This window comes from Nocardia sp., from assembly GCF_025465275.1.
Lineage (GTDB): Bacteria > Actinomycetota > Actinomycetes > Mycobacteriales > Mycobacteriaceae > Nocardia.
The window spans coordinates 1-8,477 of record NZ_JAODNK010000036.1; the positions used below are offsets into that span (position 1 = coordinate 1).

At 66.0% G+C, this 8,477-nt stretch carries 7 protein-coding genes and 1 pseudogene; 6 read left to right on the forward strand and 2 right to left on the reverse strand.

All coding sequences use genetic code 11. From position 1 onward, the window contains the following. The 4 genes and pseudogenes from JWN03_RS09040 to JWN03_RS09055 form a co-directional block, all read left to right on the forward strand. Positions 1–630, forward strand: a pseudogene (locus JWN03_RS09040) (acyl-CoA dehydrogenase family protein); the annotation flags it as partial. Between the two features lie 326 nt (positions 631–956). Continuing rightward, positions 957–1,952 (forward strand): alpha/beta fold hydrolase, encoded by a 996-nt coding sequence (locus JWN03_RS09045; protein ID WP_297612528.1) that lies wholly within the window; start codon positions 957–959, stop codon positions 1,950–1,952. Between the two features lie 124 nt (positions 1,953–2,076). Beyond that, positions 2,077–2,367, forward strand: coding sequence for a hypothetical protein (locus JWN03_RS09050; RefSeq protein ID WP_297612531.1), 291 nt, complete (start codon positions 2,077–2,079; stop codon positions 2,365–2,367). 106 nt (positions 2,368–2,473) lie between these two features. Then, on the forward strand, positions 2,474–3,892 hold the full coding sequence (locus JWN03_RS09055; RefSeq protein ID WP_297612534.1) for a wax ester/triacylglycerol synthase family O-acyltransferase: 1,419 nt from the start codon (positions 2,474–2,476) through the stop codon (positions 3,890–3,892). A gap of 48 nt (positions 3,893–3,940) precedes the next feature. Here JWN03_RS09055 and JWN03_RS09060 read toward each other — a convergent pair whose 3' ends face one another. After that, positions 3,941–4,975 (reverse strand): alpha/beta hydrolase, encoded by a 1,035-nt coding sequence (locus JWN03_RS09060; protein ID WP_297612536.1) that lies wholly within the window; start codon positions 4,973–4,975, stop codon positions 3,941–3,943. Between the two features lie 748 nt (positions 4,976–5,723). Continuing rightward, positions 5,724–7,058, reverse strand: a complete 1,335-nt coding sequence (locus JWN03_RS09065) for an acetyl-CoA acetyltransferase (protein ID WP_366914379.1) — start codon at positions 7,056–7,058, stop codon at positions 5,724–5,726. A gap of 365 nt (positions 7,059–7,423) precedes the next feature. Here JWN03_RS09065 and JWN03_RS09070 point away from each other — a divergent pair, with 365 nt between their 5' ends. Continuing rightward, complete coding sequence (locus JWN03_RS09070) at positions 7,424–8,257, forward strand: hypothetical protein (RefSeq protein WP_297612538.1); 834 nt, start codon at positions 7,424–7,426, stop codon at positions 8,255–8,257. 54 nt (positions 8,258–8,311) lie between these two features. Further along, a partial coding sequence (locus JWN03_RS09075; RefSeq protein WP_297612541.1) for an FAD-binding protein occupies positions 8,312–8,477 on the forward strand: 166 nt, incomplete at its 3' end.

The window sequence follows — 8,477 nt, forward strand, 5'->3', positions numbered from 1 at the left end:
ATGTCGGCGGCCGGGGCGCTGGTCGATCGCAATGCCGAGCTCAAGGACAAGGCCAAGGCGGCGGTCGGCGCGAGCGGGTTCTATGCCAAGTGGTTCCCGCAGCTCACCGTGGGCAGCGGCACCGTCCCGGCGAGCTTCGGCGAATTCGGGCCGCTGGCAAGGCATATGCGGTTCGTGGAGCGGATGTCCCGCAAGCAGGCTCGGGCGCTCATGTACGGAATGGCGCGCTGGCAGGCGAAACTCGAATACAAGCAGGGTTTCCTGGGTCGCATCGTCGATATCGGCGCGGAGCTGTTCGCCATGGCGGCGGCCTGCGGTAAGGCCCAATCCCTGCGCGTGGCAGGCGATCCCGACGGTGTCGCCGCCGAGGAACTGGCCGACGTGTTCTGCCGGCAGTCCCGCATCCGGGTGCAGCAATTGTTCGAATCCCTGTGGGACAACACCGATGACGCCGATACCGACGTCAGTCGCGGCATCCTCGACGGTCGCTACACATGGCTGGAGGGTGGTGCGCTCGATCCGAGCGAGGGCACCGGACCGTGGATCTCCGAATGGCAGTTCGGACCCTCGACCGAGCAGAACCTACTGCGCACCTTCCTGCCGTCGACCAAGGCGTCGGCAGCCACGTAGCGCGCGGTCATCCCTCGCCGCAGGGTCCCGGCCGCAAGCACGCCGGGATGACGGGGGTGCCGAGTCGAGGTGAATCTGCCCCTGTCTAGCTGTTCGTCTAGACAGGGGCAGATTCATGTCGAGACCCTGCCGCTCGCGCCGAGATCGGACTTCGCATATTCATCTACAGCTTTCTAGAAGTAACACTAGATTGCTGTAGATAGACCGATTGATGTCGATCACCTGCGTCAGTTGGACAACTTGTCCATAACGTCGGGTGTGAGGTGCTAACGCGGCGGCAATTCCTATCGACAACCGGGCAAAAGGCGAACTCTTTAGGAGCCGTCATGTCCTTCGTCATCTGCAGCGCCGCCGATTACGACAGCCTTCACCGCACCGTGCCCGCCGACGACGGCGTTCCGATCGCGGTCCATGAATTCGGGCCGGCCGATGCCCCGCTCACCGTGGTGTTCGCGCACGGCCACTGCCTGCGTACCGAGTCGTGGGCGCTGCTGCGGCAGCAACTGCTGCCCCGCTGGGGCGATGACGTGCACATGGTCTTCTACGACCATCGCGGACACGGGGATTCGGGCACCGCCGATCCGGCGACCTACACCATCGATCAGCTGGCGCAGGATCTGGACGCGGTGCTGCGGACCGTCGCACCCGCGGGTCCGATTGTGCTGGTGGGGCATTCGATGGGCGCCATGACCATCCTGGCCTATGCGCGGCTCTACCCGGAGACCATCGGCACCCGCATCATGGGCGTGGGCCTGCTCGCCGGGGCCGCCAACAGCGTCACCCGGGTCGGCCTGGGCCGCCTGCTCAACGGTCCGACGGTGACCTCACTGCGGGTGGCCGTGCGCCGCGCACCGCGTGCCATGCAGGCGTCGAAGCATTTCACCCGGCACATCTTCGAGCCGATCCTGCGGGAGGCCACGCTGGGCACCCACAAGGTGAGCCCGCGGCTGATCGCGGTCGCCAGCGCCATGCTCAACGAGACCTCGCTGCTGACCATGGCGAGCTTCCTGGAATCGCTCATGCGGTTCGACGAGACCGCCACCCTGCAGCGGCTGGGCGCGATTCCGACGCTGGTGCTGGCCGGCTCGGCGGATGTCGTCATCCCGTTCGCGCATTCGGTGGTGCTGGCCTCGCAGCTGGACGACGTCGAACTGGTGCGCCTGGACGGCGCCGGGCACAGCGTCATCCTGGAGCGCGCCGAGGAAGTAGCGGGAGCCATTGCGGCACTGGTGAATCGGGCCGTCGCGGCCATGACCGGCCCCGGAACGGGCCCGTGCGGGCAGGAGCCGGAATGCGGTCCGGAGTACGCGATCGCGGGCTGAACCACCGCCGGTGACAGGCCCATGACCTGCGGATATACCGACCTGACGAGCGCGATCGGATATCTTCACGTACTGTGTTGTAGATCATAATGTGTGGTCTGTCACACGGCTCGAGGAGGTTTCGATGACACGCAGCGAGATTGCGGAACTCCGCTACGCGGTCGGCCAGCTCCGGCAGTGCGTCGGCGCGTTGCGTTCGCACTACGGTGAGGCCAATGAGGTCCGCCGGTTGGAGAACGACCTGGAACGGCTCGTCATCGACGCCGATGAATTCGAGCAGGCCCCACCCGCTCAGGTAGCTCGCTCCGGCGAGCCGAACGTCATCTACGTTCCCGACAGCAAGTCGGACGAGGCGGCGTGGATGGGCGCACAGGACGAGGGCTTGGGCTTCCACTCCCGTCCGCGCACCAAGTAACTTTCGCCCCGCGCGCAGGTGCGGGGACGCTAAACTCCCGCCCGGGATCGAGCTGTCCGGTGACGCACTGATCGCCGCGACAGAGCCGTCCCGGGCAGGAGTATGTGTGAGCCCCGCGGAGCAATTGACGGCGCGCGATGCCGTCTTCGTCTATGACGAGTTCGAACGCCACCCGTCGAATATCGTCGCGGTGTACGCCTTCGACGCCACCGCGCCGGGAGCTGCGGCGCCCGATGCGGCGAGCGTGATCCCCTGGGTGCGAGCGCGTCTCGGCCACTTCCGGCTGTTCCAACGGCGGCTGGCCCGGGTGCCGCTCGATCTGGATCTGCCGTACTGGGTGTGGGACAAGGATTTCGATATCGACCGGCACATCGTGCTGGAGTCCCGCCGCGAGTGGGAGACGGTACGGCCCCGCATTGCGGAGATCGCCGCCACCCGAATGGATCTCACGCGCCCGCCGTGGCGCATACACATCTTCGATCGGGTGACGGGTTTCCCGGGCGCGCCCGAGAGGGCGGTGACGCTGGTACTGCTCGGATTTCATCACAGCGCGGGTGACGGCGTGGCGACCCGCGAACTCGAACTGAAGTTGTTCGACGGCAGTGAGCTGCCCGCTGTCACGGAGTCGGCCGATGCTCGGGAGTGGTCCGCGCGCCTGGCCTTCGGGCGGGCGGCGGCGGTGCTGCCCTATCGGCTGACGCGCTTCGCCATCGGATTGCGGCGCACCCACGCGGCGGCAGCGACGGCCCGCGCGCGGGTGACGGCACAGGCGATCCACGAACCGATCGCGCTGCGGCCCGCTACTCGATTCAATCGACAGGTGGATCCGCTCTTCGGCTTCGATCTGGTGCGCATTCCGATGGCATCGATACAGAAGGCGAAAGCTGCTTCGGCGGAACGGATTACGGTCAATGACCTGGTATTGACGGTGGTATCCGGCGCGCTTGCCGCCTACCTGGCCGAGCGCGGTGAGACACCGCCGGCATCGCTGGCCGCCATGGTGCCCCGGTCCATGCGTGGTCTGGCACAGTGGAATTCGGCGAATCAGCTCACCCAGATGTCGGTCGATCTGCACACCGATATCGCGGATCCGGTGCGCCGGCTGCGGGCCATCCGCGAATCGATCCGGCGGGAGAAGGAGCGCGGCGCCGATGCCGCGGTGCTGCGGCGTGAGGAGCGGGTGCACACCTCGCCGGCCTGGCTGTTGCGGCTGGCCGGATGGGCACGGGCGCAAAGGCGATTCGACGAAGTGGCGACGGTGCCGCTGTCCAATACCACCATCAGCAATGTGCCGCCCGTGGCCGAGCGGCTGGAGTTCCTGGGCGCGCCCATGATCAGCGCGTTCGGCGCACTGCCCATCATGGACGGGGACGGCCTGCGGCATCTGACCTCTTCGCAAGGGGGCGAGTTGATCATCAGCTTCAGCGCCGATACGGCGATGATGCCGGATACCGCGCACTACGCGGAATTGCTGCTGCAATCGTTCGACGAGACCTGGCAGGCGCTCGAATCGCACCGGGACTGAACGTGATCGGCGGGCAGGCCGCCGATCACCGTTGCGGCACAGGGTGTTTCACACGCCCAGTGTCTGCCCGAGAATCGGCCAGGATTTGTGTAGTTCGTCCTGCCAGTAGCCCCAGGAGTGGGTACCGGAATCGTCGAGACTGTAGGTGATATCGGTGCGGCCCAAGGCATTCGTGCGCGCGGCGAGCTGCGTGGTGCAGTAGTGCGCCGTGGCCTCGATGCCGCCGCCGATCAGCATCTGATTGGCCAGGGTAGTGGTGTTCTGCCGGACGGTCGGATCGGCGAGTGCGTCGTGGGGGCCGGGCATTCCGGTGCCGCTGGAGATGTACATGGGGATGTTCGGCAGGCGGTCCGCGTGCAGCAGCACATCGTGTTCACGCCACTCCGGTCCGCCGAGCGGGCCCCACATATTTTGTGCCCGCCCGCCGCCGAGACTGATGACGAAATTGATAGCCGACTGTCCCAGTGGATCACTCGTCATGGCGCACCCGCTGTAGGCCGCGACGCCTCGATACAGCTCGGGCGCCTGGATCGCCAGGTCGAGCACGGAGGTGCCTGCCATGGAGATGCCCGCCAGGCCGTTCACACCATTCGTTCCGAAGGCGCGGTCGATGACCGGCGGCAGCTCCTCGGTGAGGAAGGTGGCCCACTTGTTCCGGCCATTGTTGCCGAGCTTCTTGCCCAGACCGGCGTCGTCCTGCTGCCAATCGGTGTAGTAGCTGAAGGCCCCCTCCATGGGGACAACGATATTCACCTGCTTATCGGCGAAGAACCCGTTCAGATCGGTCTGCGCGACCCAGCTCGCGGCGTCCTCGCCACCGCCCGCACCGTTGAGCAGGTAGAGGGTGGGCGCCGGAGTGCTGGTGTCCGCGGGCCGGAGCACCTGGAGCGGGATATTCCGATCCATGGCCGGGGAGTAGACGGTGATCTGAAGTAGCCGTCCCGTGCCGGTGCTCTGCGATACCAGCCGGGCCGCCGTGGCATGTGCCACGGGCGATCCGGGGGTGGACACGGTCCACAGCAGGGCCGCCGCCAGTAGGAGCGTCATCTGGAATGCGGTACCGCGCAACCGCTGCATACTCATGAAATCGCCTGTGTCCCTGAAACATCGCCAAGGGGGCACACCGGATCTGGTGCACCCCCGTAATCGACTATCGGCAGATTACTTGCCGGCTGCCGGCGTACCGCCGCTGAGCGTGATCAGCGCGTTCACAATCGTGGTTCCGACGCTGCCGACGCTGCCGCTGCCCTTGCCGAGGACATCCCAGAGCGATCCCATGGTGTATCTCCTTGCTGTGTTCGTGTGAGGTGTCGCGAATGGCCTGTTACTGACGGAATTTCGCCAGCGAGCCGAGGAAGGTGTCCAAGAGGCCATCGCCTGCGACGGCGGACCCGAGGGCCGGAATTATGGAGCCGAGCAGATCGCTCAACGAACCCATCGTGAATCTCCTTGTGCACGTAAGACATTGCCCCGTGCGAACGGCGCCTGCCCGCAAAGAGGAATGATCACGTTCACCTATCGAACGTGACGCAGGCAACATAGCAAGCGACCATTTCATGATCAAGGCATATCGCTCAAAATTCTTCGCCAAGCGCACTATCAATGGAGCAAATTTTCGGCACTTACATCGGATGAACGGACGACCGCCACTCGAAACCGCTGCTGGGCAGCCGTTTCCGGCGCATGACCTGACCAGGGCACTTGACAGCACGGACGTGTTCACCAAAAGCGGTGTCTTCCGCTACCACCTTCGATGTGCTAGCGGCGCTTTCCAATCGATTCCGTTCAGCAGCAACTCTCGGCGTGTCGAACGGCGTGTCGAGATCTGGACTCAGGAGCGGTGCCGGCCCAGGCGCCGGGGCGGGCGGGCGCCGTGGAAGCGGGCGCCGCGCGGTGTCGGTACGTCCTGGACGGTGTAGGCGCTTTCGAAGATCGCGGCCATGGCCTGTGAGGGTCCGGTGGGCAGGGCCGCCAGACCGTAACCGCCTTGGCGGCGGGCGAGTTCGTGCAGCAGCGTGGTGACCATGCGCAGGCCGGCCGCGCCGCCCGGATCGCCCAGGGCGATGGCGGCGCCGTGCACATTCAGGTTCTCGGCCGGATCGAACATCCAGCCCTCGCGCTCCCACAACCGGGTGAGCGCCAGGATCTCGACGGCACTGGTCTCGTCGACCTCGACCACATCCAGGTCGTCCAGGCCGAAACCACTGCGGGCCAGCGATTTACCCACCGCCAGTCCGGCAGCGGGCACCGCGATGTCCGGATCGCCGGTGGCACAGGCCCAGTCGACCAGATAGCCCATGGGCTCCAGGCCCAGATCGACCAGCCGGTCCTCGGCCACCACCAGGCAGCCCGAGGCCGCGAGCGTGCGGCTGCTGCTGTTGCCGACGGTGGTGACGCCGCCGGGTACGAACGGTTCCAGCGCGGCGAAGGCGCGGGGTGAGACATCGTCGCGCAGGCCTTCATCGCGGTCGACGAGTTGCACCACACCGGAATTCGAGTCGTCCGGAACGGCAGTCACCACCACGGGCACGGTTTCCGCGCCGAAGATCCCCTGCCGCCGGGCCCGCGCCGCACGGCGATGGCTGCCCGCGGCGTATTCGTCCGCCGCCGCCCGGGTGACGCCGTAGTGCTGGGCGAGCAGTTCAGCGTCCTTGAATTCCATCGGCCCGCGCGCCGCTTCGGCCGCTCCCCAGACCGCGAGTTGCTCACCGGTATCGACGCCCGGCACTTCTCCGCCCGGTAAGCGGGAGGTGCGCGGACCGCGGGGCAGCGGTCCGGCGCCGAGCGGGCCGCGCGGCGGGAAGCCGCTGATTTGCGCCGGGCCGCAGGGATATTCGGCACCGAGCGTCAATACCACATCGGCCGTGCCGGTCTGCACCATCATGGCGGCGGTGATCAAGGCGCGCAGGCCCGCGCCCGGGCCGCTGCCGATGGGGAATTCGCCGAGATCGGAGGGCAGCCCGGCCAGCGGGACCGCCGCCCGCACCGAACCGTGGTCCGGAACGGCCGTGACGAGTTGCTCGATGCGATAGGGGTCTATACCCGAACGGCCAACCACCGCCGCCAATATCGTCGAGATCAGGCGCTGCGGCGCGACCGCCGCCAGTGCCCCTCCCGGCAGGCCGACGGGTGTGCGCATAGGCATCACGATCGCGGCTCTCCTCATCAACCGGCTCCCTTCACGCTCGCACCGGCTCCCCCTGCTGGGGTGTCTTGCTCAGGGGCAAGGTCACCACAATCTTGTTGCTGCCGTGTGACAGTCCGCGAACGGAAACGGAGAGTTATTCGGGGCCGCAGCCTGACGGGGTCCCGAATCGGACCTGTCACGGCCTGTCTCCGCGATGATTGCCGTTTGTTCACTAAGCAAACGACTGGCCGCAGAAATTCTGAATTGTGGCGCAAATCACGCGATCACGAATTCGCGGTTGCGAGCTCGAGTGATAGCTGTCCTGTCGTAGGGTGCTGACCATCACATTCGATGCCGGAGGTAACGATGACGTTCCACGGGGTAGAGCAGCGAGGCATCCAGCAGTGAGCGCCGCACCAGTCAAGGCACCTGAACCGAGCACGACCGGGGTATTCAGCAAGGGTCGCGCGGCCATCGCGGCGCGCACCCTACGGACCGATCGCTGGTGGGTTCCACCGCTGGTCACCGTGCTGGGCCTCGGCACCTTCGTCGTCTACGCAACGATCAGATCCTTTGCGCGCGCAGCATATTGGGTGAACGACTACCACTATCTGACGCCGTTCTACTCACCGTGCCTGAGCGCCTCGTGCGTCGCGGGCTCCAGTCACCTCGGCGCCCCCATCGGCCATCTGCCGATGTGGATTCCGCTGGGCTTCCTGGTGTTGCCCTTCCTGTTGCTGTTCCGGCTCACCTGCTACTACTACCGCAAGGCCTACTACCGGGCCGTGTGGTTCTCGCCGCCGGCGTGCGCGGTGGCCGAACCGCATGCGAAATACACCGGTGAGACCAAGCTTCCGCTGATCATCCAGAACGCACACCGCTACTTCTTCTTCGTGGCGGCCATCATCGCGGTGATCAACACCTACGACGCGGCAATCTCCTTCCACGCCAAGGGCGGCGGCTTCGGCATCGGCCTCGGCACCCTCATCATCACCGCGAATGCCCTGCTGCTGTGGGCGTACACGCTGTCCTGCCACTCCTGCCGGCACATTGCGGGCGGGCGGCTCAAGCATTTCTCGCAGCACCCGGTGCGCTACTGGTTCTGGACCAAGGTGTCCGCATTGAACACCCGGCACATGCTGCTGGCCTGGACCACCCTCGGCACGCTCGTCCTGACCGACTTCTACGTCATGTTGGTTTCGAGCGGCACCCTCACCGATCCCCGGCTCATCGGCTGATCGAGTCGTATCGGTTGATCCCAATCCTCAAGTCTGTCAGGAGTATTCGGTTCCATGCCTGAAGTCGAACGGCACAAGTACGACGTCGTGGTCATCGGTGCGGGCGGCGCCGGACTGCGCGCGGTCATCGAAGCCCGCGAACACGGCCTGTCGGTGGCGGTGGTGTGCAAGTCGCTGTTCGGCAAGGCGCACACCGTCATGGCCGAGGGCGGCTGCGCGG